Below are 21,214 nucleotides of genomic sequence, written 5' to 3'. Positions count from 1 at the left end.
TTACTTCTTCAGCGTTGCAAACTGTGCGAGCGTGACTTGGTCTGGGCGGCCTTGATAGCGGATGTCGCTCTTCATTGCCCATACCGACAACTCGAAATGCACAGGGAGCATGGCGTAGTCATCCATGGCGATGTTGCTGGCCTTGGACAAGAGGTCCGCACGCTTGGCATCGTCCATGGTCGACGACGCTTCCTTCACCAGCGCGTCCATCTTGGGATTGGAGTAACGGCTGCGGTTGGTGGTGCCCAGGCCCGCTTCGGGATTGCGCGTCACCAGCAGCGAGGTCAGCGCGTTGGACATTTCACCGCTGGTCACGGACCAGCCCGCCAGATAGGCAGAGAACGCATAGCTGTCGCGGTTCTTGAAGAACACCGGGGGCGCCATCGCATCCACGCTGGTCTTCACGCCGATGCGGGTCCACATCGACGCGATCGCTTGCGCCACCTTCGAATCATTGACGTAGCGGCCCGACGGCGAACCCAGCGTGATGGAGAACCCGTTGGGATAGCCGGCTTCCTTCAGCAAGGCCTTGGCCTTTTCCACGTCGGCCTTGGGGGCCTTGGAATGCTCCTTGCTGGAACCGAACATGGGGTAGGGCAACAGATTGCCCGCGGGCAACGCCACCCCGCCCATCACGCGCTCGACCAGCGCATCGCGGTTGATGGCGAGCGACAACGCTTCGCGCACGCGCTTGTCCTTCATGGGGTTCTTTTCGGTGCCTTGCACGCCTGGCGAGGGCTCGGCGAACTGGTCCAGCGCCACGTAGACGACACGCACCGACGGCGTTTCCTCTACATAGAGTTTCTTGTCGCCCTTGAGCTTGGGCAGGTCGTCGGTCGGGGGATCCTCGATCATGTCGACGTCGCCGGCAAGCAGCGCCGCCACGCGCGCGGCCGCGTTGCTGATGGGACGGTAGACCACGCGGTCCCATTCTGGCTTCTTGCCCCAATAGTTGTCGTTGCGCGCCAGCACGAATTCGGCGCCGCGCTTCCAGGACACGAACTTGTAGGGGCCGGTGCCGATCAGGCCGTCGCCGCTATTGAGTTCGGTCGTCGTCTTGCCTTCTGCCGCAGGACCGGACGCCGCCTTCTTTGACATGATGGGCAACTGCGCCAGGTTGACCAGCAGGTTCGGCGCCACGTCCTTGGTGGTGATGCGCACGGTGCTGGCATCGACCGCTTCGGTCTTCTCGACCGAACCCAGATACAGCGTGAACGGCGAAGGGCTGTTGGGCACCTTGGGGACCCGCGCATACGTAAAGACCACATCTTCCGCGGTGAACGGCGTGCCGTCGGAGAACTTCACATTGGGGCGCAGCTTGAAGGTCCACACCTTGCCGTCCACGGTCCAGGACTCGGCCAGCGCGGGCTGCGGCTTGAGCTGCGCGTCGGTGGCAACCAAGGTATCGAATATGGTCTGGGAGATCTGCGTATTGGGCGTGAGCGCGTGATACTGCGGATCCATCGAGGAGGGTTCGGTCTTCAAGGCGATCACCAGATCGCGGGCCATAGCCGAACTGAAGGTGCCGAAGGCCAACATCACCGCGGCTGAGCCGCAGGCCAAGACACGCGAAAACCGAGATGCCATTGTGATCTCCCTGGATTGTTTCGGGTTTTGAACCTCCGGGCCACATTAACCAGCAAACAAGGGACGGCGCAACAGTTATATTCCCTTATTGTTCTCGCCTTGCCTTGCCCGAAATATGTCCGCCTACGCCCCCATCGCCGCCATCGCAACCGCCCCCGGAAGAGGCGGTATCGGCGTCGTCCGCATCTCCGGCACGGACCTGTCCGAACTCGTGCGCCGCCTGTTCCAACGCGAACTCACGCCGCGCCATGCGCACTACCTGCCGTTCAAATCCGGTACGGGCGAATTGCTGGACGAAGGCATCGCCATCTATTTCCGCGCGCCGCATTCCTATACCGGCGAAGACGTGCTGGAACTGCAAGGGCACGGTGGCCCCGCCGTGCTGCGCCGCGTGCTGGAAAGCTGTCTGGCCGCCGGCCGCGACCTCGGCATCCGGCTGGCCGAGCCGGGCGAGTTCACGCGCCGCGCCTTCCTCAACGACCGCATGGACCTGGCTCAGGCCGAAGCCGTAGCCGATTTGATCGAGGCCTCGTCGGTGGCCGCCGCGCGCGGCGCCATGGCGTCGCTGTCGGGCGACTTTTCCGCGCGCGTGAACGACCTGTCGGACCGCATCATCCATTTGCGCATGCTGGTCGAAGCGACGCTGGATTTCCCCGAAGAGGAAATCGACTTCCTCGAAAAGTATCAAGCCCGCCCGACCCTGGAGGCGCTGACCGCGGACCTCGCCAAGCTGATTGCGCAAGCGCGCCAGGGCGTGATTCTGCGCGAAGGCCTGCACGTGGTGCTGGCCGGCCAGCCCAACGTCGGCAAGTCCAGCCTGCTCAATGCGCTGGCCGGCGACGACATCGCCATCGTCACCCCGATCGCAGGCACCACCCGCGACAAGGTGGTGCAGGAAATCCACATCGACGGCGTGCCGCTGCACATCGTCGATACCGCCGGGCTCAGGGAAACCGAGGACACGGTGGAAAGCATAGGCATTGCGCGCACCTGGCAGGAAATCGAGCGTGCCGACGTCATCCTGCATCTGCAGGATGCCACCCAGCCTGGCGACGAGCTGGACGCCCAGATCACGGCGCGCCTGCCGCCGCGCACGCCTGTGCTGAAGGTCTTCAACAAGGTGGATCTGCTAGCCACGCCCTTCGCCGCCGCTCCTCAGGAACTTGGCATCTCGGCCAAGCGCGGCGCGGGCCTCGACGAATTGCGCGCCGAATTGCTGCGCATCGCGGGCTGGAATCCCGGGGGAGAATCTCCGTGGCTCGCGCGCGAACGGCACCTGCACGCCTTGCAAGACGCGGCGGAACACCTGGAGCTTGCCGCTGCGCATGCGGAACAGGACGACCGGGTGCTGGACCTGTTTGCGGAAGAACTGCGGCTGGCGCATGACAGCCTGTCCAGCATCACGGGCAAGTTCACCAGCGACGATCTGCTGGGCGAGATCTTTTCGAGCTTCTGTATCGGAAAATAAGCCTGCGCTGCGGCGTTTTGCAGCGCTGCAGCTCAGGGCTTGCGCGCCGCTTCCACCAGGCATTCCGACAAGCGGTCGAAATGCGACAACGCCGCCTGGCTGAGTTCGACCTGCTTGCGGCGCGCGTCCTCGGTATCGACGAGCAGTACCCAGCCTTTCTCGCGCATCGATTTCAAGCGTGCGTGCAAGGTCGCGGGCGACCCTATGCTGTCCACCGCCATCACATCGCGCACAGACAAGCGGCGTTGTTCCTGCGACGCGCGCGCGATCAGTGTGAGTATGCGTTCTTCCAGGGGATCGAGCGATGGCAGCGCGGGCAGGCCGCGCAGCGCATCGGTCAGGCGCAGAAAGCGCATGTAGATGTCGGCGGGTCTCTTTTTTTCTTTCATGGATAATGGACGCAGCGACTGACAAGCGGCGGAATTCCAAATATGGAGAACATTCTAGATCAGGGTAAGTGGGCTCTGGTGACGATGGCGCTGTTCCTGGGCAGTCTGGTAGTCAATGAATGGGTGTTCACCAACCTTGAGTTTGTGCGGGGCATCAATTGGATCTATCTGCCGGCGGGCGTGCGCCTGATATGCACCTTGCTGTTTGGCCTGCCCGCGGCGCTCGGACTGTTGGCTGGATCGTGGATCGCCTGCTTCTGCTACTACTTTCCGGACGACATGCTCCGCTCTGTCGCGGGGGGCATCATGGCCGCTGCCGCTCCCTACCTGGCGTACCGCTGGGCCCGTTCGGCACTGCGATTGCGGCCCGACCTGGGCAACCTTACCGCCTGGCGCCTACTGATCTGCGCAGTGGTCTATGCGGTAATGAATACGACCATTCACCATCTCTGGTTCTTTCTCCAGGGAGAGAGAGCCGTGCTCGCCGACGGCTTCATCGCGATGCTGACCGGAGACATTGCGGGATCCTTGATCGTGTTGTACACGCTCAAGGTAGTCAGTGCCTTGGGACGCTCGTTGTTGCGCCGACGCGCGGCCTGACTGCCCTAAGGGACCAGCCTCAGGTTTAGCCCGCCACCGCGGCCGGGTTGCCTTCGGATTCGCTGTCTTCCTGTACCGGCGCAGGCGGCGAGGCCGCTTCGGCATTGCCCAAGGCCCGCTGGGCGCGCTCGGCCAGCAGGCGCATTTCCCGCGCTCTTTTGCCATGCAGCACCCGGCCGAATGTGTTGAGGTTGAGCGCCATGGTTCTCAGCTCCGACAACTCACTATCCGACAAGGCGATGCCGCTATCCCTGTGTTGCTCGACCCGGTCCAGCACGCCTGAACAAGCCTCGTGGAACGTTGCATACTCGTTCCACAGATTGTCGGACGCGCTGTTCCCCGGGAAAGACGTACTAGGTGCCATTGACACTCCTTTGCGGGATCACTGAGCCAATTTCTTCGGTGATCGCACATCATCTTCGGGGTATACACGCGAACTATTAGTTATAAATTCTATAACCAATTGGAAAAACAATCTTGCGACCTTGCCGCACGTCCTATATTTCTGGAAAATCCGCCCACACCGGGCGGCGCTCTATCCGGAACTCGCATGCACCCCGACATACGCCTCGCCAGCCTTGACGACCTGCCCGACATCGAGCGGATCGTCGCGCAAGCCTACGGCCACTATGTTGCGCGCATCGGCGCAACACCTGGACCGATGCTCGACGATTACGCCATCCGCGTCGCACAAGGCGTGGTCCATGTGCTGCGGGTGCACGATACCGTGCAAGCTGTGCTGGTCCTGATTCCGGAACCCGACTGCCTGCTGCTGGACAACATCGCGGTGGATCCGCAAGCGCAGGGCAAAGGCTATGGCCGCGACCTGATGCAATTCGCAGAAAATGCAGCGCGCCAGGCCGGGTATACCTGCATCCGGTTGTACACGCAGGAGAAGATGACCGAGAACATCGCGATCTACACGCGGTACGGATACATGGAAACCCATCGCGCGGAAGAAATCGGGCTGAAGCGCGTTTTCATGAAAAAATCCCTTATATAAGGGCTATTCTTACTTTTTTATTAACACGAGTATTTGCTCATATTAATAAAAATCCATTCACTCATCGCGGCCCCGGGCAACGACGCGCTGCGCGCGCCGATTGCTGGCCAACGATTTCGCATATACCGAATCCGGCCGTATGCGATGCGCAATCACGTAACCCGTGATGCAGGCCAGCATGAGCGGCAGCATGACTTCATAGCTGAGCGTCATCTCGAAAATCATCAGAATGGACATCAATGGCGCATAGGTGGTGGCAGCCAGCAACGCCCCCATGCCCACCACCGCATAGCTCGATACCGCCGACAGATCCCCCGCGGGAAACAAAGCCTGCAGGCCGGTTCCGTACAGGGCGCCCAGCGCCGCCCCCACGAACAACGTCGGCGTGAACACGCCGCCTACCGCGCCCGATCCCACGCTGGCCGCGGTGGCCAGCGTTTTCAAAAGCAGGATGGCGGCCACCGCCTGCCAGGCCCACTGCGTATGCAACATGCTGTTGACCACGCTGTAGCCATTGCCCCAGACCTCGGGATTCACCACCGACAAAGCGCCGACGATCAGTCCGCCCAATGCCATGCGCGCCCACAGCGGCGCGGGCACGCGGCCGAACGCGGCGCGCGCCGTGTCCAGGAAACGCAGGAATTGCGGCGCTGCGAGGCCGGCGATCACCCCCAATCCCAGATAGTTGATGACCTCCCAGCCAGACACGAAAGTGAAGGGCGGCATATGGAAAACCGCGTCGTAATGCAGGATCTGGCGCGTCACGATGTTCGCCACGACCGACGATACGACCAGCGGCACCAAGGTGGCCGAAGCGATCGCGCCGTAAACAATCTCGGATATGAACAAGGCGCCGGCGATGGGCGCGTTGTAGGCGGAAGTAATCCCCGCCGTGGCGCCGCAGGCGACCAGAAGGCGCAGATGCCTGGGCGGAAGCACCAGATAGCGGCCGGTCAGGGATGACAACATCGCCGCCAGTTGCACCATGGGACCTTCGCGGCCGATGGAGGCGCCAGAACCGATGGAAAAAATCGACGACAGGCTGCGCGCGACTGTCTGGCGAAAGCCGATGACCCCGCGGCCGATGGAAATCGCCTCCATATAGTCCGCCGCGCCGCGCCTGGGCAGCCATCTGGCCGCCATTTGCAGTATGGCGCCCGCGATGGCGCCACCTATGGCCGGCATCAGGAAGCGTTGCCAGGAACTCAGCCCGCGCGCCAGGGACACCATGCCATGAGGAGTGTCCTCCCCACCCAGCAACATTTGCGTCCAGGCCAGCATTTCCCGGAAGACCACGGTGGCCAGCGCCCCCAATAGGCCCATCAGCGCCGCCGCGCAGAGCGTGGCCGGCAAGTTGTCCGCCAACAAACGGCTACGCAGCCAGATTGCCCAGCCCGCTTTCTTGATTCTGATTTCTGTCGCCATGGCGGAATTCTACGGCGGAACCTGCTCACTTTTTGTTCAGTTCCCAGTCAAGAAGAGCTGCACGTCTCCCCCCGAATGCCCCTTTCCGCGAACGCCTGGGAGAGCCTCTAAACGCCGCCAGAAGGCCGAAAAAGCAGGGTGGCAACCCGACGTTTTTCAGGGTAAAAGTGCCGTTTTTGGAACCCGTCCGGCAGAAACGCCCTGTGGATAACTCCTAAGTAGCCGCCTTGTGCACATTTTGTGGAGGCAAGTTGAACAAGCGGGGGTTTCGGACAGGGTCCAAAATCTTGTCCAACTTCAGCTTTTTTCCCACACAGAGTTCTTGCACAGCCAAAAACGGCTGCAAGCTGATGAAAAAAAAAGAGGTTTTCAAGGTTAAGGTAGTTATCCACAGGCCTTATTAATCATTAGTCTTTATATAAAGAGAAATAAAGGAAAAGCCAAACATGCTCTCCCATTCCACCCAGCCATCCCCCCCCGGACTCCGTCCATGCGCATCCTTCTGATAGAAGACGAAGCCGAACTAGCACGCTGGCTTTCAAGAAGCCTGGCCAGGCACGCTGGTTTCGTCGTTGAGTGGGCTGATGACGGGCTGGTCGCCGAAAGAAGGCTGGCCATGGAAGAATTCGACGCGGTCATCCTCGATCTGGGACTACCGGGCATGGATGGCCATGCTTTGCTCGCGAAGATTCGCGCGCGGGACGACCGTACGCCGGTCCTGGTCTTGACCGCGCGCGATTCGCTGGCCGAAAAAATCGGGACACTCCACCAGGGAGCAGACGATTTCCTGCCAAAACCGTTTGTTGTGGAAGAGTTGGAAGCGCGGTTGATCGCACTCATCCGACGCAGCCGTGGGAGAGAACACCCGCGCCTTACACTGGGAAACCTGGTTTTCGAGACTTCCGCTCAAAAATTCACGGTCAACGGACAGCCCTTGCAGTTATCCCCACGTGAACACTCGGTTCTGCGGGTACTGATCCAAAAAAGCGGCGAACCCATCAACAAGCAGCAGATCCTGGACCGCATCCTGACCGACGATGCGGACATCAACCTGGAAGCCATCGAGGTGGTGGTCCACCGTTTGCGCAAAAAATTGGCCGACACCGGCGTGCAGATCGTGACCATGCGAGGCATGGGCTACTGCCTGGAGAACCTTGTTGACAACTAGAAGTGCGCAAAAAAAAGGGTTTTTCAGTGCAAAAAAGCGCAACCGCACACTGAAGACCCAGCTCCTCTGGTGGCTGATCCCGACCCTGGTCTTCGTGATGATGGGCGCCCTGTGGCTGTCGAACCACCAGCTGCGCAACCAGGTCGACATTGCCTATGACCGTTCGCTTTCTGGCGCGCTGCGCGCGATCGACCACAACATATCCACAGCCAGCGGTGGATTAGCCATGGAGCAGCCATACCTGATGCTGGAATTTTTCGAGCTGACGGCCAATGGCAGCGTGTTCTACCGGGTCGCCACCGAGGACGGGCTGGCCGAAATCGGCAGTCCGGGACTGCCCATGCCTGCCGAACCGCTGATTTCGGGCGAACCGCGCTTTTTCTACGCCGATTACCAGGGCACGCCAGTGCGGGTTGCGGCGCTGGCACGGCCCATGGATCCACCTCTGTACGCAAATAAAGGGGGACGGGTTATCGTGCAGGTAGCCGAAGGCCTGGATACCCGCCAGGCCTTCCTGCACCAGGTGTTGGTACGCTCGGTGGAGCGGGACCTGGCCGTGATCCTGATCAGCGTTCTGGTGATCATCCTGGGGGTTTTCATGGCCCTGCGCCCCCTGGTCAGGCTGCGTCAGGAGGTGGAAGGGCGTTCCGCGGACGATTTAAGCCCCGTGAGCGCGTCGGACATGCCAGGTGAGGTCCTACCCCTAGTCGCGGCCGTAAACCTCCACATGGCCCGTTTTGCGGCCCAGGCGAGGGTCCAGAGCCAGTTCCTGGACGACGCCTCGCACCAGTTGCGCACTCCGTTGTCGGTTTTGCGGACCCAGACCGCCTACGCCCTGCGCGAAACAGACCCCCAGGAGGTCCGTACAGCCCTTCTGGCGATGCAGGAGGGCCTGGACAGGGCCGTACGCACCACCAACCAAATGCTCGCCCTGGCGCGCGCTAAAGACGCCTCCCTGGCCGAAGGCGGTTTCAGCCCCGAACCGGTGGATGTGGTGGAGCTGGCTGACGGGGTCATCCGCAGCCTGCTTCCGACCGCCCGAGCCCGCCAGCTCGACATCGGCCTGGAGGCCGAGATCCGCCCGGTGGCGGTCCAGGGGGCGGACTGGCTGCTGAGGGAAGCGGTCAGCAACCTGGTGGACAACGCCATCCGTTACACCTCGCCCGCAGGGGAGGTCACGGTAAGGGTGCAGATCGACGCCGGGCAGGCCCGGCTGGTGGTCGAGGACAGCGGCCCGGGCATGTCGGCGGAGGACATCGCCCGCGCCTGCATCCGCTTTCGCCGGGGAGCTGCTGGCAAGAACAAGCCCGGAGCCGGCTTGGGGCTGGCCATCGTCGGGACGATTGCCGAGATCCTGGGGGCGCGGCTGGTCCTGGAGAACCGGGTGCCCTTGCCAGGCCTGAGGGCGGCATTGGTGTTTACCCTGGAAAAACAGGAAGATGCTGCGGCGCACCAGGAAAACGCCGGAATTTGAAAGCTTTTGGAAAGCTTCGTTTTTGTACGGTTGCGTCCACTGGGGCCGTTATCACGGAAAGAACCGTCTGAGCAGAGCTTCCAGCCATACCTAGACCTATAAATCTCGGAGACGCAAAAAATGCAGACTAGTCTGAAACTGCGCCTGGCCGCCGTCGCGGCGCTGGGCACGATTACCTTGTCCCTGGGCGCCGCCCACGCGGCCGACGAGCCGCGCCGCCCGGAATGCATCGCGCCCGCCCAGCCTGGCGGCGGTTTCGACCTGACCTGCCGCCTGGCCACCGAAGGCTTGAAGCAAAGCGGCGCGCTCAAGAGCACCATGCGCATCGTCTACATGCCTGGCGGCATCGGCGCCGTGGCCTACAACAACATCGTGGCCCAGCACCCGAACGAACCGGGCACCATCGTGGCCTTTTCCGGCGGTTCGCTCCTGAACCTGGCCCAGGGCAAGTTCGGCAAGTACAACGTCGACGACGTGCGCTGGCTGGCCGCCATCGGCACCGACTATGGCGTGGCTGTCGTCCGCAACGATTCTCCATACACCGACCTGAAGAGCCTGATGGACGCCTTCAAGCAGGATCCGACCAAGATCGTGCTGGGCGCCGGCGGCACCGTGGGCAGCCAGGACTGGATGAAGGCCGCGCTGACCGCCAAGGCGGCGGGCGTGGATTTCAAGAAGATGCGCTTCGTGGCGTTTGAAGGCGGCGGCGAAGCCGTGACGGCCTTGCGCGGCGGCCATATCCAGGCCTACATGGGCGATGCGGCGGAAGCCTTCACCATGTTGGAAGGCGGTGCTCCCATCCGCGTGCTGGCGGTGTTCAACGACCAGCGCCTGCCGGGCAAGCTGGGCACCGTGCCCACTGCCAAGGAGCAAGGCTACGACATCGTCTGGCCGATCATCCGCGGCTTCTACGTCGGCCCGAAGGTATCGGACAGCGACTACCAATTCTGGGTCAACGCCTTCAACAAGGCCACGGCCTCGCCCGAGTTCGACAAGCTGCGCCAGCAGCAGGGCCTGTTCCCCTTCAACAAGACGGGTCCCGAGCTGGACGCCTACGTGAAGAACCAGGTCAAGGTCTACGGCGAACTGGCCGACTCGTTCGGCCTGGTCAAGAAGTAAGCCGCAAGGCTCTCCTCCCTATCGCGTTGTTCTAGCTTCCCCGCCGCCGGCATAGCCGCGGCGGCAGGGGAGCGCTGCGCCGCGCGATGCGACTACAACGGAAAAGTGATCATGAACGATCGAATACTGGGTGTGGCGGCGCTGGCGCTGGCCGCCTTCATGACCGCGGCGGGTTGGGGAATCGAAGCCCCCTTCGCCTATGAACCGGTGGGCCCGCGCGCCTTTCCCTTGCTGCTGGCGCTGATCATCGGCGTGTGCGGCCTGTGGCTGGTCTACAAGGGCGGTCATCAGGTCGAGGCCAATCCGCCCGGCGCCAATGCCCGCATCGCGCTGATGATGGCATTCGCGGTGGCGTATGCCTTCCTGTTCCAGTGGCTGGGTTTCGTGATCGCGACCACTTTGATGACGATATTCGTCGGCCGCCTGTTCGGAGGCGGCTGGATCAAGTGCGCCATCGGCGGCGCCGTCATGAGCGTGCTGTTTTTCTTGCTGTTCGACAAGGTGCTGGACGTGGTCCTGCCTACCGGTTTGCTGGAGACCCTGATATGAGCGGCATTCTTGATCACTTGGCGATAGGCTTCGGCGTCGCCTTTTCGCTGACCAACGTGCTGGTGGCCATGATCGGTTCGTTCATCGGGACCATGGTGGGCGTATTGCCCGGCCTGGGACCGGTCAACGGCGTGGCGATGCTGATCCCGATCGCGTTTGCCATGAACTTGCCGCCCGAGACCGCGCTGATTCTGTTGGCTGCCGTCTATGTGGGCGCCGAGTACGGTGGCCGCATCACCGCCATCCTGTTGAACGTGCCGGGCGAGGCCAGCGCCATCATGACGACGCTGGATGGCTATCCGCTGGCGCGGCAGGGCATGGCCAGCGTTGCGCTGTCGCTCTCCGCCTGGTCCGCGTTCTTCGGCGCCATCGTGTCGGTCGTGGGCATCATCCTGCTCGCGCCGTTGCTGGCCAAGTGGGCGTTGGCCTTCGGCCCCGCCGAGTACTTCGTGTTGATGATTTTCGCGTTCTGCTGCCTGACCAGCCTGCTGGGCAAACAGCCCGTCAAGGGCGTGCTGGCGGCGATGATAGGTCTGTCGATTTCGGTGGTCGGCGTGGACGCGAACTCCGGCGTCTATCGCTACACCTTTGAATCGGTGCATCTGGCCGACGGCATCGAGTTCGTGGTGGTGGTGATTGCGCTGTTCGCGGTCAGCGAGATGCTGGAAATGCTGGAAAAGGTCATGTCCGGCCATAGCGTCGAGGTCAAGCCCAGCGGCCGCAAGCTCTTCAACCTGAAGGAAATGGCGCTCACCTGGTGGAGCGTGGTGCGCAGCTCGCTGGTGGGCTTTGGCGTGGGCGTGTTGCCCGGCGCCGGCGCCAGCGTGGCCGCGGCCGTGGCGTACTCGCAGGAAAAGCGCATCATCGAAGCCAAGGATCCGGACGCAAAGTTCGGCAAGGGCGACATGCGCGGCCTGGTCGCGCCGGAAGCCGCCGCCACGGCATCGGCCATCGGCTCGTTCGTGCCGATGCTGACGCTGGGCGTGCCCGGTTCGGGTACCACTGCCGTGATGATGGGTGCGCTGACGCTCTACAACATCACCCCGGGTCCGGTGCTGTTCGACACCAAGCCCGAGCTGGTGTGGGGCTTGATCGCGTCGCTGTTCGTGGCCAACGTGCTGCTGTTCGTCATGAACGTGCCGCTGGTGCGCTTCTTCGCCAAGGTGCTGTCGGTGCCGGGATGGTTGATGGTGCCTGGCATCTTGTGCATCAGCTATATCGGCGTCTACGCCATCAACGCGGGCACCTTCGATTTGCTGCTGGTGGCGGGCATAGGCGCGCTGGGCTACTTCTTGCGCAAGTTCGGTGTGCCGATGGCCCCGCTGGTACTGGGCGTGGTGTTGGGCAACATGATGGAACAGAACCTGCGCCGCGCCCTGTCGATGACCGATGGTGATGTCGGCGTGCTGTTCGCCAGCCCGGTGTCGATTGCGATGTGGGTGGGGGCGGCCGCCGTCGTGGTCGTGCCGCAAATCATGCGCCGCATGCGCAAAGCGAAAGAGCTTGCCGCTGGTCCGGCCTGATTCCATGGCGGCGCGGCTGTTGTAAAGGGCAACAGCCGCGCTGCGGAATCTGGGTCGGGAATTGCATAGGGCGCCTTATGGGCGCCCTTTTTTTTCGTGAATCCGCTTTGAATCGGCTCTATCTTTAATGCGAGCTTTTATTCATGTTTTTCAGCTGGAACGCTTGTATATAGAGCCAGCGAGAAAATTCAATCCACTGTGGAGTGTTGAGTAGAGGGCGTCAAACCTGCGCCAGACGCTCCAGGGCTGCATCGAGCGTCGCGTCTTTTTTTGCGAAGCAGAAACGCACGATGCGGTGGTTCGATTCGGCGGCATCGGGCTGGCGATAGAACGCCGATACCGGTATCACCGTGACGCCATGGTTCACCGTCAGATCGCGCGCGAAGTCGGCCTCGTTCTGTTTGGAAATCTGGCTGTAGTCCGCCAGCAGGAAAAATGTGCCCGGGCTGGGCAGGGGGCGGAATCGGGTCTTGGCCAGCCCTTGAGCGAGGCGGTCGCGCTTGGCCTGATAGAAGGCGGGCAGGTCGAGGTAAGGCTTGGGATCGCGCATGAACTCGGCCAGCGCGAACTGCATGGGCGAGGGTACGGTGAACACCATGAATTGATGCACCTTGCGCAATTCGGCGCTGAGCTGACGCGGCGCGCAGCAATAGCCGATCTTCCAGCCGGTGGTGTGATAGGTTTTGCCGAAGGACGAGATCACGAAGGCATGCTCGGCCAGCAAAGGGCGGCGCGCCACGCTGGCATGCGGCTTGCCATCGAACACAATGTGCTCGTAGACCTCGTCGGACACCAGCAGCACGCCCGTGTCGCGCACGATGGCTTCCAGTGCGTCCAGGTCGCTGTCATCCAACACCGCGCCGGTCGGGTTGTGCGGAAAGTTCAGCATCAACAGGCGGGTCTTGGACGTGATGGCATCGCGCACACGCTGCCAATCGATGCGGTAGTAGGGATCAGCCTCGGTGGGCGCGCGCAGCGGCACCGGCACGGCAGTGCCGCCTGCCAGCCGGATCGCCGGCAGATAGGAATCGTAGCAAGGTTCGATGACGACGACTTCGTCGCCGCTACCTACGGCGGCCAGCACGGTTGCCATCAACGCTTCGGTCGCGCCGCTGGTGACGGTGATCTCGGTTTCCGGATCGTAGGCATGGCCATAGAGTTCGCGCGTCTTGGCAGCGATGGCTTCGCGCAAGGGCGCCACGCCTGGCATGTAGGGATACTGGTTGTGGCCGTCGGCCATGGCCTTGGACACGAGGGCGCACAAGGCGGGATCGGGGTCGAAGTCGGGAAAGCCCTGGCCCAGGTTGATGGCTTTGTGGTCGATGGCCAGGCGGCTCATCACGGTGAAGATGGTGGTGCCAACGTCGGGAAGTTTGGATCGGATCATGGTGGACGCGAGAGTGAACGTTGCTAGCAGAGAGAGTTTTCGTAAGTATCCCACTAACTCATAATTCGGTTTTCACATGAGCTTAAGGTGCGGCGGTATCGTGGGTCAGAACATGTTGTGGAGGGTGTTGGGCGGTTTGGCGCTGGCATTGGCTGGCGCATTATTGGCGTTATGGGCGCACATCCCGCTGCCGTGGATGCTGGGCGCGTTGCTGGTGACCGCAGCTACGCGCATTGCGGGTTTGGGCACCGCGTGTCCGAGGCCGGCGCGCAATGCGGGCCAGTGGGTCATCGGTACTTCCTTGGGCCTTTACTTCACGCCGCAGGTGATTGGCCACATAGGCAGCAACGCCGGACCTATCATCGTCGGGATGTTGTTCGCGTTGGGCCTGGCCTTCATGGGCACGGCGATCCTGCGCCGCTACACCGATGTAGATTTCAAGACGGCCTGGTTTTCTTCCGCCATCGGCGGAGCGAGCGAAATGGCAAACCTGGCCGAGCGCCACGGGGCGCGCATAGATCGGGTGGCGACGGCGCATAGCGTGCGCGTGCTGATGGTGGTGGTCGCCGTGCCCTTCATCTTCCAGTGGTGGGGCGTGGCAGGGCTGGATCCCACGATTCCTGGACCCAAAGTGGTCCATGCTTGGGGGCTGGCGGCACTGGTTACGCTGACCTGCGTCGGCGGCGCTGCCTTCATGAAGCTGCGGCTGCCGAATCCCTGGGTGCTGGGCCCGATGTCGGTCGCCATGATCCTGACGGCCAATGGCATCGAGCTGTCGGCCTTGCCAGACTACGTGCCGAAGATTGGCCAGTTGCTGATAGGCTGGTCGCTGGGCGATCGCTATCGGCCGGATTTCTTTCGGGCCGCGCCGCGTTTCATTGGGGCTGTGGCCGGCTTTACGGTGGCTGCGCTGGCGCTTGCGTTTGGTCTGGGTGCCTTGCTGTCGCTATGGTCCGCCGCTCCCATTCCCACGTTGATTCTCGGTACTACGCCGGGTGGCATTGCCGAGATGGCGATCACGGCCAAAGTGCTGCAGCTAGGGGTTCCTGTGGTCACCGCCTTCCACGTCACGCGCATGGTTTTTGTGGTGATTGTGACTGGTCCGATCTACGCATTCATGGCGCGCCGGCAGAGTCGTAAACCCTAGCGGAACGAGACCCAGTATTAAAAATACGACATTGGGGTAAACAACTATATGAGTCTGTAATGCGTGCTGAGTATGCTGATTACGCAGTTGATTCAAGCAGCGCGCGGACTCGTTCTGCAGCTAGGCGGCAAGCGGGAACGCAGCAGCAACGCAGGTACTACTACCGGTCGTTCAGTTCTCACGGCGTCCTTGATTCATTGCATTTCGAGTTAATTACAGGACGCTAGAAAAAATGGCTCAGAAGGGCAAAGTTAAGTGGTTCAACGCTGACAAGGGTTACGGTTTCATCACGCCGGACGTTGGTGGTACCGATGTTTTCGCACACTTTTCCGCCATCCAGGGCCGCGGCTATCGCAGCCTGAACGAAGGCCAGGAAGTCGAATTCGAAGTCAAGGATGGTCCGAAAGGACCTCAAGCGGCCGAAATTCGCCCGCTCTAAATCGGGAAATCCCAATTTCCCGTCCGCCAGGCTCGGCCTGGCTACAACGCCCCAAGACCGGAAGGTCTGGGGCGTTGTTTCATTTGGGGCCTGCGCCTGCTCTGCTTGCTCCACTCGGGTAGTTAGTATTCACTAACATATTCTCTGCCCGTGGATAAGTTTGTGGATAATTATTTTCGGGTATGAGTATTTTCTTGCTCAGCAATGAAGCAATTGCATCTCGGTACCCGGGTTTTGCACAGTTATCCCGTCTTTCTTGGAACGCTGTCGCGGAGTGGCTGCGCTGCTTTGGTTTAGTTGGCTTAGCCGTGATAGCTACGCTTCAACATGGCCTTTCCCTAGGAAATACAGGCATTTAAGGCGATATTGAAGTGAATCTCAGGCGGCATCGGGGCGGCGGCGCCATATTGTTCTGAGGCCGCTCTGGCCCGTTTTTGCTCGGATGGTGGGCGGTTGTTCACAAAGATATCCCCATCCCGGTTATGCACAGAATTACACCCTTTGGTGCCCTGAGGCGGCTTAAGTGCCTGTGGATAGAAATGGGGATAGGGTCCGAAAGATAGGGCGGGGTGAAGATATCCAGAGCTCTGTGCGCGACTTGGGACTGCGTGGGCGGAACCGGATCGAGGGCACTGCGGTCAATACATGGGTGAGTCTGAATTCCCGCTCGGCGAGTTTTCCACAGGGTTTCACATGAAAGGCCGGGTCTCACCCATAAGGATGATGGCGCGGGTTACCGCGGACGGGCAAGATGGTTGTCCGGTCAATGAATCCGTGCGGCGTGGTCGACGGTGTACGCGTAGTGGGAGGCCGCAGGGTTCAAATCTGTGGATAGCTTTGTGAATAATCCGCTTCCACCATTTTGTGCGGTATTTGGACCTGAATACGGCGGTAGAGTTCCCGGCCACATTCAAGGGCGAATGTCGTCATGGTGGGTTTTCGAAAATTCGTTGTGGCAGTGACGACGATCTTATCCACATAGTTTTCCACGGTTTTTTGCGCCACTATTGCATTAGTTTGATCGGCACTTTTCCCAAGCTTGGCAAGCATCCAAAATAGAAATAATCGATTGCTGCCATAGAGAAGACAGTTGGGCATTTGTGCTTTTTCATGCTTCTTGGCACTTTGCCGAGCTCGTCAGCCATAGCCGTTTTGCGGCCCGCGACGCACTGGCCTGCAATGACTTATCCCCAGAGTTGTTCCACGTGAAACCGCGAATGTCGGTAGCTATCGGATCTGCTAGCTGTTGATAACACTGTGCAGTATCCGAGGGACTCTGCCGCGAGTTTTTTCCACCCGATTTGTGGCTTCCGAGTTATCCCGAGCTGTCGCCTTGAGCGAAAGATATCACCTCAGGCTGAGATAGGACGTGTACAACCCGCGCTTTGACAATGGGCGGAGCCGGGCATTTCAGGTACTAGCCAGTTTTGATGCTGGGATGGATAAGCGCAAATCCGACAGGACGATTTCTTATCAAGGGACTGACGTCGTAGTAGAAGTCGTGCGCATGGATTCCACTACCGATAAGTGGCGCGCTTTCGATACCTGTCAGCGCTTTAGTTTCACGTGAAACACGAAAAAGTGCCTTTGATTTGGGTAAGGGGTAGGGTAGGGGTTGGAAAATTGCTTTCTTTTGAATGAACCTTTGGAAGATTGAAATTAGGGGTTTTCGTGCGTCGAATGATTGGGTAGGAAGTTGGGGGTAGGTTCGTATGACGAGGTTCGAACGTCTGCCTGTATTTCTATCCACGCGGGTCCTGCCCTTGTGTTTCACGTGGAACATTCTCGAGTGTGGAACAGACCTCTTGCCGCTATTCGCCCACTTAACGATGAACGTTTCACGTGAAACGTTGATCGCCAGCGGTGCAGAGAAGCAATGTTTCACGTGAAACATCGGAGGTGTAGGGAATAGGAATGTGCGTGTGAGGTGCTCAAAAAGCAGGCACGACTCATCCAACCTATGAGCTGTACGATGCTCGGCCGTCGCTGTCCTGTGATGCGAAAGCATGAACTCTTTGCTTGAAGGAGAGGGCGACTGCGGTACCTGGCGCGGCACCGCGCAAAGGGTATCTGTTTCACGTGGAACATTCGCCGGTCCAGCACGTTGATAAGAAATGACCAAGTACTCGAGGTAGTGGGCAGGGTGCATTCATACAGTAACCCTGCTGGGAGTTCTGACATGTTTCACGTGGAACATGTCCGCTCATCCTCTACCCCTTATGGCGAATTTCATCCAATACAGAGGTACATGGATGGGAAAGATTCTGATGCCGACGATTTGGTAGCACGCCCGGGTAGGAGGTGATCAGCTCTGAAAAGTACGACGTTTCACGTGAAACACCGTGGGCAAAGCAGTGGCAAATGCCGACATATTCATCCCTCACGGGCTTGTGAAGTTGCCTTTTGCCGACGGCGTCTCGGCCCTAACCAGATTCAAGCTGCGCCGAAGCATGTTTCACGTGAAACATGCAATCCCTGCCTCTATAATGAGCACCGAACGCTCTCTTACCTTCCCCCCCCAATCATGGACTATCCCCGCGAATTCGATGTCATCGTCGTCGGTGGCGGCCACGCCGGCACCGAAGCTGCGCTGGCTGCCGCCCGTGCCGGCGCCCAGACGCTGCTGCTGACGCACAACATCGAAACCCTAGGCCAAATGTCTTGCAATCCCTCCATTGGCGGGATCGGCAAGGGCCACCTTGTCAAAGAAGTCGACGCCCTGGGTGGCGCGATGGCCTTGGCGACGGATGAATCGGGGATTCAATTCCGCATCCTCAATGGATCGAAGGGGCCAGCAGTCCGCGCTACGCGCGCTCAGGCCGATCGGGTGCTGTACCGCAAGGCTATCCGTGGCCGCCTGGAAAACCAGCCAAACCTCTGGTTGTTCCAACAGGCGGTCGAAGACCTGATGGTGGAGGGCGATCGCGTGGTCGGTGCCGTTACCCAGATCGGTCTGAAGTTCCGCGCCAAGTCCGTGGTGCTGACTGCGGGTACGTTCCTGAATGGCCTGATTCACGTGGGCCTGCAGAACTATTCGGGCGGCCGTGCCGGCGATCCTCCCGCTATCTCCCTGGGGCAGCGCCTGAAGGAACTGGCCTTGCCGCAAGGGCGCTTGAAGACCGGCACGCCGCCGCGCATCGATGGCCGCTCGATCAACTACAGCATCCTGGAAGAGCAGCCTGGCGATCTGAATCCGATTCCCGTGTTTTCCTACATGGGCAGCGTGGCCATGCACCCGCGCCAGCTGCCTTGCTGGATCACGCATACCAACGCCCGTACCCATGACATCATCCGCGGCGGCCTGGACCGCTCGCCGATGTACAGCGGAGTGATCGAGGGGGTGGGGCCGCGTTACTGCCCGTCCATCGAAGACAAGATCCATCGCTTTGCCGACAAGGAGTCGCACCAGGTCTTTCTGGAGCCCGAAGGGTTGGATACGCACGAGGTCTATCCGAACGGCGTGTCGACCAGCCTGCCGTTCGACGTGCAGTTGGCCCTGATCCATTCTTTGCCTGGCCTGGAAAATGCGCACATCCTGCGCCCCGGCTACGCCATCGAGTACGACTACTTCGATCCACGTGGATTGAAGAGCACCCTGGAAACCAAGGCGATCACGGGCCTGTACTTCGCAGGACAGATCAACGGCACGACCGGCTACGAAGAAGCGGCCGCCCAAGGGCTGCTCGCTGGCGTCAACGCCGCGCTGTACGCGCTGGAGCGGGAGCAATGGACTCCGCGCCGCGATGAGGCTTATCTGGGCGTGTTGGTCGACGACCTGGTCACGCGCGGCGTGACTGAGCCGTACCGCATGTTTACGTCCCGGGCCGAATACCGGTTGAGCCTGCGCGAAGACAACGCCGATCTGCGTCTGACCGAAATCGGCCGTCGCCTCGGGATTGTGGATGACGCGCGCTGGGATGCCTTCAATCGCAAGCGCGACGCCGTGTCCGCGGAAGTCGAACGTTTGAAATCCTCTTGGGTGAATCCGCGTATACTTCCCGCCGAAGTTGCGGAACCTCTGCTGGGCAAGGCGATTGAACGTGAGTACTCACTTTCAGACCTGCTGAAACGGCCCAATGTTTCCTATGAAGCGTTGATGGCGGCCCGCAATACCGACGGCTCGCTCCTGGCCGGCCCCGGCGTGGTGGAAGACGAAGTGCTGGCCGAGCAAGTCGAGATCCAGGTCAAGTACGCCGGCTACATCGATCGCCAGCAGGTCGAAGTCCAGAAACAGATCGCGCATGAACAACAGGCCATCCCCGTTGATGTCGACTACGATGCCGTGACCAGCCTGTCGTTCGAAGTGCGCCAGAAGCTCAAGTCGCATCGCCCGGAGACCATCGGCCAGGCCGCGCGTATCTCCGGCGTCACTCCCGCTGCAATTTCTTTGCTGCTGATCCATCTGAAGCGCCTGCATTACGGCTCGCGCAAGCAAGCGGCATGAGCGCGTACGCCGATACGGCCGGCGCGGACATGGCCGGCCGCCTGTCTCGCGCATGCGAGCAACTGGGGCTGGACGCCGACGCCGCCACGATGGCCAAGCTGCTGAACTATCTGTCGCAGATGCAGCGCTGGAACCGGACCTATAACCTCACCGCCATCCGCGATCCGCAGCAGATGCTGATCCAGCATCTGTTCGACAGCCTGGCCGCCGTGGGACCGTTCAGCGAGGCGCTGGGCGCTTCGGACACGCCGGCCAAGGTCTACGACGTCGGATCGGGCGGCGGCTTGCCAGGCGTCGTTCTGGCGATCATGCGACCCCATTGGTCTGTGACCTGCGTGGACGCAGTCGAAAAGAAGATGGCATTCGTGCGCCAGATGAGCGGCGTGCTGGCCTTGCCCAATCTGCAGGCCAGCCACGCGCGTATCGAAACCTTGCCGCCCGCCGAGTGCAATGTGGTGACGTCACGCGCCTTTGCTTCCTTGGACGATTTTGCGCAACTCGCAGGTCGCCATGTACGCAACGATGGTACCCTCGTCGCCATGAAGGGCAAGGTCCCCGAGGACGAAATACAGGCGCTGCATGCGCGCGGAGAATGGCAAGTCGACCACATCCAGCCGTTGCGCGTGCCTGAGTTGCAGGCCGAACGCTGCCTGATCTGGATGCGCCGTAGTCAAGGAACCCTATGAAGAACATACCCCCCAGCACCTCCGCCCGCATTTTCTGCATTGCCAACCAGAAGGGCGGTGTGGGCAAGACGACGACCGCCATCAATCTGGCGGCGGGCCTTGCCACGCACAACCAACGTGTGCTGCTGGTGGACCTGGACCCGCAAGGCAATGCCACGATGGGCAGCGGCATCGACAAGAACTCGCTCGAGTCGAACCTGTACCAGGTGCTCATCGGCGAATCCAACATCGAGCAGGCCCGCGTGAAGTCCGAGTCGGGCGGCTACGACGTGTTGCCCGCCAACCGCGAACTATCTGGCGCCGAGATCGACCTGGTGCAGATGGAACAACGCGAGCGCCAGTTGAAGGCCGCGATCGACACGGTCGCCACGCAGTACGACTTCGTGCTGATCGATTGCCCGCCCACGCTGTCGCTGTTGACCTTGAACGGCCTGGCCGCCGCCCATGGCGTCATCATTCCGATGCAGTGCGAGTACTTCGCGCTGGAAGGCCTGTCCGACCTGGTCAACACGATCAAGCGCGTGCACCGGAATATCAACGACGACCTGCGCGTCATCGGATTGCTGCGCGTCATGTTCGATCCGCGCATGACCCTGCAACAGCAGGTCTCCGCGCAGCTCGAGGCACATTTCGGCGACAAGGTTTTCAAGACCGTGGTGCCGCGCAACGTGCGCCTGGCCGAAGCCCCCAGCTACGGCATGCCCGGCGTGGTGTACGACCGCGGCTCGCGTGGTGCGCAAGCCTATATCTCGTTTGGCGCTGAAATGATCGAGCGCGTGAAGAAGGATCTGAAGTAGACCGCAACC

Annotated in this window: 19 protein-coding genes; 13 read left to right on the top strand and 6 right to left on the bottom strand. The window is 60.9% G+C overall.

Annotated elements, in window-relative coordinates:
* The gene (locus tag NGK62_RS11515; RefSeq protein WP_059376302.1) at nt 1-1,587 is read right to left on the bottom strand and encodes an ABC transporter substrate-binding protein; all 1,587 of its coding nucleotides are present in this window, start codon (nt 1,585-1,587) and stop codon (nt 1-3) included.
* 115 nt (nt 1,588-1,702) lie between these two features.
* Between NGK62_RS11515 and mnmE the strand changes: the two genes are divergently transcribed.
* The gene (mnmE, locus tag NGK62_RS11510; protein WP_059376299.1) at nt 1,703-3,055 is read left to right on the top strand and encodes a tRNA uridine-5-carboxymethylaminomethyl(34) synthesis GTPase MnmE; all 1,353 of its coding nucleotides are present in this window, start codon (nt 1,703-1,705) and stop codon (nt 3,053-3,055) included.
* Nucleotides 3,056-3,087: 32 nt separating this feature from the next.
* Here mnmE and NGK62_RS11505 read toward each other — a convergent pair whose 3' ends face one another.
* On the bottom strand, nt 3,088-3,444 hold the full coding sequence (locus NGK62_RS11505) for a transcriptional regulator (RefSeq protein WP_054455821.1): 357 nt from the start codon (nt 3,442-3,444) through the stop codon (nt 3,088-3,090).
* A 42-nt stretch (nt 3,445-3,486) separates the two neighbouring features.
* Between NGK62_RS11505 and NGK62_RS11500 the strand changes: the two genes are divergently transcribed.
* Nucleotides 3,487-4,044: a hypothetical protein gene (locus tag NGK62_RS11500; protein WP_251878374.1), complete on the top strand. Its 558-nt coding sequence runs from the start codon at nt 3,487-3,489 to the stop codon at nt 4,042-4,044.
* Nucleotides 4,045-4,069: 25 nt separating this feature from the next.
* Here NGK62_RS11500 and NGK62_RS11495 read toward each other — a convergent pair whose 3' ends face one another.
* Nucleotides 4,070-4,408 carry a hypothetical protein gene (locus tag NGK62_RS11495; RefSeq protein ID WP_124260365.1) on the bottom strand — a complete coding sequence of 113 codons (339 nt, stop codon included), beginning with the start codon at nt 4,406-4,408 and terminating at the stop codon, nt 4,070-4,072.
* A gap of 186 nt (nt 4,409-4,594) precedes the next feature.
* Here NGK62_RS11495 and NGK62_RS11490 point away from each other — a divergent pair, with 186 nt between their 5' ends.
* Nucleotides 4,595-5,047: a GNAT family N-acetyltransferase gene (locus tag NGK62_RS11490; protein WP_251878372.1), complete on the top strand. Its 453-nt coding sequence runs from the start codon at nt 4,595-4,597 to the stop codon at nt 5,045-5,047.
* Between the two features lie 57 nt (nt 5,048-5,104).
* Here NGK62_RS11490 and NGK62_RS11485 read toward each other — a convergent pair whose 3' ends face one another.
* Nucleotides 5,105-6,472, bottom strand: a complete 1,368-nt coding sequence (locus NGK62_RS11485; RefSeq protein ID WP_251878370.1) for a ClcB-like voltage-gated chloride channel protein — start codon at nt 6,470-6,472, stop codon at nt 5,105-5,107.
* A gap of 490 nt (nt 6,473-6,962) precedes the next feature.
* Here NGK62_RS11485 and NGK62_RS11480 point away from each other — a divergent pair, with 490 nt between their 5' ends.
* The 5 genes from NGK62_RS11480 to NGK62_RS11460 all read left to right on the top strand — a co-directional run bounded on the left by NGK62_RS11480 (nt 6,963) and on the right by NGK62_RS11460 (nt 12,305).
* On the top strand, nt 6,963-7,640 hold the full coding sequence (locus tag NGK62_RS11480) for a response regulator (RefSeq protein WP_013397059.1): 678 nt from the start codon (nt 6,963-6,965) through the stop codon (nt 7,638-7,640).
* Between the two features lie 97 nt (nt 7,641-7,737).
* Entirely contained in the window at nt 7,738-9,114 is a 1,377-nt protein-coding gene (locus NGK62_RS11475) for a sensor histidine kinase (RefSeq protein ID WP_251879576.1), read from the top strand.
* Nucleotides 9,115-9,234: 120 nt separating this feature from the next.
* The gene (locus NGK62_RS11470) at nt 9,235-10,233 is read left to right on the top strand and encodes a Bug family tripartite tricarboxylate transporter substrate binding protein (protein ID WP_059376284.1); all 999 of its coding nucleotides are present in this window, start codon (nt 9,235-9,237) and stop codon (nt 10,231-10,233) included.
* 111 nt (nt 10,234-10,344) lie between these two features.
* Nucleotides 10,345-10,782, top strand: a complete 438-nt coding sequence (locus NGK62_RS11465; RefSeq protein ID WP_059376281.1) for a tripartite tricarboxylate transporter TctB family protein — start codon at nt 10,345-10,347, stop codon at nt 10,780-10,782.
* Entirely contained in the window at nt 10,779-12,305 is a 1,527-nt protein-coding gene (locus tag NGK62_RS11460) for a tripartite tricarboxylate transporter permease (protein WP_059376280.1), read from the top strand. Before NGK62_RS11465 ends, NGK62_RS11460 begins: the two co-directional genes overlap by 4 nt.
* A 220-nt stretch (nt 12,306-12,525) precedes the next feature.
* On the opposite strand, the gene NGK62_RS11455 is transcribed toward NGK62_RS11460, so the two are convergent.
* Nucleotides 12,526-13,692: a pyridoxal phosphate-dependent aminotransferase gene (locus NGK62_RS11455; RefSeq protein ID WP_059376277.1), complete on the bottom strand. Its 1,167-nt coding sequence runs from the start codon at nt 13,690-13,692 to the stop codon at nt 12,526-12,528.
* A gap of 76 nt (nt 13,693-13,768) precedes the next feature.
* Here NGK62_RS11455 and NGK62_RS11450 point away from each other — a divergent pair, with 76 nt between their 5' ends.
* Together NGK62_RS11450 and NGK62_RS11445 are read left to right on the top strand one after the other, a co-directional pair.
* Nucleotides 13,769-14,839: an AbrB family transcriptional regulator gene (locus NGK62_RS11450; RefSeq protein ID WP_059376274.1), complete on the top strand. Its 1,071-nt coding sequence runs from the start codon at nt 13,769-13,771 to the stop codon at nt 14,837-14,839.
* A 232-nt stretch (nt 14,840-15,071) separates the two neighbouring features.
* The gene (locus tag NGK62_RS11445; protein WP_006216596.1) at nt 15,072-15,278 is read left to right on the top strand and encodes a cold-shock protein; all 207 of its coding nucleotides are present in this window, start codon (nt 15,072-15,074) and stop codon (nt 15,276-15,278) included.
* Between the two features lie 819 nt (nt 15,279-16,097).
* Here the strand turns inward: NGK62_RS11445 and NGK62_RS11440 are convergent.
* Nucleotides 16,098-16,376 (bottom strand): hypothetical protein, encoded by a 279-nt coding sequence (locus NGK62_RS11440; RefSeq protein ID WP_251878368.1) that lies wholly within the window; start codon nt 16,374-16,376, stop codon nt 16,098-16,100.
* A gap of 1,426 nt (nt 16,377-17,802) precedes the next feature.
* Between NGK62_RS11440 and mnmG the strand changes: the two genes are divergently transcribed.
* Genes mnmG through NGK62_RS11425 form a run of 3 tightly spaced genes read left to right on the top strand, consistent with a single transcriptional unit; the run spans nt 17,803 to nt 21,205 of the window.
* Entirely contained in the window at nt 17,803-19,722 is a 1,920-nt protein-coding gene (gene mnmG, locus NGK62_RS11435; protein ID WP_059376269.1) for a tRNA uridine-5-carboxymethylaminomethyl(34) synthesis enzyme MnmG, read from the top strand.
* The gene (gene rsmG / locus NGK62_RS11430) at nt 19,719-20,408 is read left to right on the top strand and encodes a 16S rRNA (guanine(527)-N(7))-methyltransferase RsmG (protein ID WP_251878366.1); all 690 of its coding nucleotides are present in this window, start codon (nt 19,719-19,721) and stop codon (nt 20,406-20,408) included. The genes mnmG and rsmG overlap by 4 nt, the downstream gene beginning before the upstream one ends.
* Complete coding sequence (locus tag NGK62_RS11425) at nt 20,405-21,205, top strand: ParA family protein (protein WP_059376264.1); 801 nt, start codon at nt 20,405-20,407, stop codon at nt 21,203-21,205. Before rsmG ends, NGK62_RS11425 begins: the two co-directional genes overlap by 4 nt.
* Nucleotides 21,206-21,214 lie beyond the last annotated feature (9 nt).

It is taken from the genome of Achromobacter sp. Marseille-Q4954 (genome assembly GCF_943737025.1).
GTDB lineage: Bacteria > Pseudomonadota > Gammaproteobacteria > Burkholderiales > Burkholderiaceae_B > Achromobacter > Achromobacter bronchisepticus_A.
Note: the sequence above shows the minus strand (reverse complement) of the source record. Positions and strands in the feature narration are given on the sequence as shown.

Excerpts from the sequence above, each read along its gene's own strand:
- NGK62_RS11515 (WP_059376302.1), bottom strand. The coding sequence starts at position 1,587 with ATGGCATCTCGGTTTTCGCGTGTCTTGGCCTGCGGCTCAGCCGCGGTG.
- mnmE (WP_059376299.1), top strand. The coding sequence starts at position 1,703 with ATGTCCGCCTACGCCCCCATCGCCGCCATCGCAACCGCCCCCGGAAGA.
- NGK62_RS11505 (WP_054455821.1), bottom strand. The coding sequence starts at position 3,444 with ATGAAAGAAAAAAAGAGACCCGCCGACATCTACATGCGCTTTCTGCGC.
- NGK62_RS11500 (WP_251878374.1), top strand. The coding sequence starts at position 3,487 with ATGGAGAACATTCTAGATCAGGGTAAGTGGGCTCTGGTGACGATGGCG.
- NGK62_RS11495 (WP_124260365.1), bottom strand. The coding sequence starts at position 4,408 with ATGGCACCTAGTACGTCTTTCCCGGGGAACAGCGCGTCCGACAATCTG.
- NGK62_RS11490 (WP_251878372.1), top strand. The coding sequence starts at position 4,595 with ATGCACCCCGACATACGCCTCGCCAGCCTTGACGACCTGCCCGACATC.
- NGK62_RS11485 (WP_251878370.1), bottom strand. The coding sequence starts at position 6,472 with ATGGCGACAGAAATCAGAATCAAGAAAGCGGGCTGGGCAATCTGGCTG.
- NGK62_RS11480 (WP_013397059.1), top strand. The coding sequence starts at position 6,963 with ATGCGCATCCTTCTGATAGAAGACGAAGCCGAACTAGCACGCTGGCTT.
- NGK62_RS11475 (WP_251879576.1), top strand. The coding sequence starts at position 7,738 with ATGATGGGCGCCCTGTGGCTGTCGAACCACCAGCTGCGCAACCAGGTC.
- NGK62_RS11470 (WP_059376284.1), top strand. The coding sequence starts at position 9,235 with ATGCAGACTAGTCTGAAACTGCGCCTGGCCGCCGTCGCGGCGCTGGGC.
- NGK62_RS11465 (WP_059376281.1), top strand. The coding sequence starts at position 10,345 with ATGAACGATCGAATACTGGGTGTGGCGGCGCTGGCGCTGGCCGCCTTC.
- NGK62_RS11460 (WP_059376280.1), top strand. The coding sequence starts at position 10,779 with ATGAGCGGCATTCTTGATCACTTGGCGATAGGCTTCGGCGTCGCCTTT.
- NGK62_RS11455 (WP_059376277.1), bottom strand. The coding sequence starts at position 13,692 with ATGATCCGATCCAAACTTCCCGACGTTGGCACCACCATCTTCACCGTG.
- NGK62_RS11450 (WP_059376274.1), top strand. The coding sequence starts at position 13,769 with ATGAGCTTAAGGTGCGGCGGTATCGTGGGTCAGAACATGTTGTGGAGG.
- NGK62_RS11445 (WP_006216596.1), top strand. The coding sequence starts at position 15,072 with ATGGCTCAGAAGGGCAAAGTTAAGTGGTTCAACGCTGACAAGGGTTAC.
- NGK62_RS11440 (WP_251878368.1), bottom strand. The coding sequence starts at position 16,376 with ATGCCCAACTGTCTTCTCTATGGCAGCAATCGATTATTTCTATTTTGG.
- mnmG (WP_059376269.1), top strand. The coding sequence starts at position 17,803 with ATGGACTATCCCCGCGAATTCGATGTCATCGTCGTCGGTGGCGGCCAC.
- rsmG (WP_251878366.1), top strand. The coding sequence starts at position 19,719 with ATGAGCGCGTACGCCGATACGGCCGGCGCGGACATGGCCGGCCGCCTG.
- NGK62_RS11425 (WP_059376264.1), top strand. The coding sequence starts at position 20,405 with ATGAAGAACATACCCCCCAGCACCTCCGCCCGCATTTTCTGCATTGCC.